The organism is Streptomyces chisholmiae (genome assembly GCF_031845445.1).
Taxonomy (GTDB): Bacteria; Actinomycetota; Actinomycetes; order Streptomycetales; family Streptomycetaceae; genus Streptomyces; species Streptomyces chisholmiae.
Window position 1 is genome coordinate 1 of the sequence record NZ_JAVREO010000102.1, and the last position, 484, is coordinate 484.

The 484-nt window shown below is 68.2% G+C and carries 1 protein-coding gene; it reads left to right on the top strand.

Annotation, left to right across the window (positions count from 1 at the left end; all coding sequences use genetic code 11):
* Positions 1 to 161 precede the first annotated feature (161 nt).
* Positions 162 to 484: TetR/AcrR family transcriptional regulator (locus RM844_RS32275; protein WP_311671005.1), on the top strand; the 323-nt coding region annotated here is incomplete at its 3' end.

Genomic DNA, 484 nt, shown 5'->3' on the forward strand with positions numbered 1-484 from the left:
ATCCCCGGCCTGTTCGCCGCGGGCAACGCCATGGGCGGGGTGACGGGCAAGGCCTACGGCGGGGCCGGCGGCACCCTCGGTCCCGCAATGGTGTTCGGTTACCGCAGCGGCTATGCCGCGGCTACGGGCAAGTCGGTGAGCTGATCGGCTACGGTCGAGACGTGCTCGGGAACCCGCGCAGCGCAGCTCAGACCCGCATTCTCGATGCGGCGCTTGAGCTGATCGCCGAGCACGGGGTCAGCGGCACGTCGTTGCAGATGATCGCCGACGCACTCGGCGTCACGAAAGCCGCTGTCTACCACCAGTTCAAGACCAAGGAAGCCATCGTCATCGCGCTCACCGAGCGTGAACTCGGCCAGCTCGAGGATGCGCTGGAGGCGGCCGAGGCCGAGGGCTCGCCCACCCGGGCTCGGGAAGTCCTGCTCACCCGGGTGATCGACATGGCTGTATCGCGTCGACGTGCCGCCAGCACACTGCAGTTCGA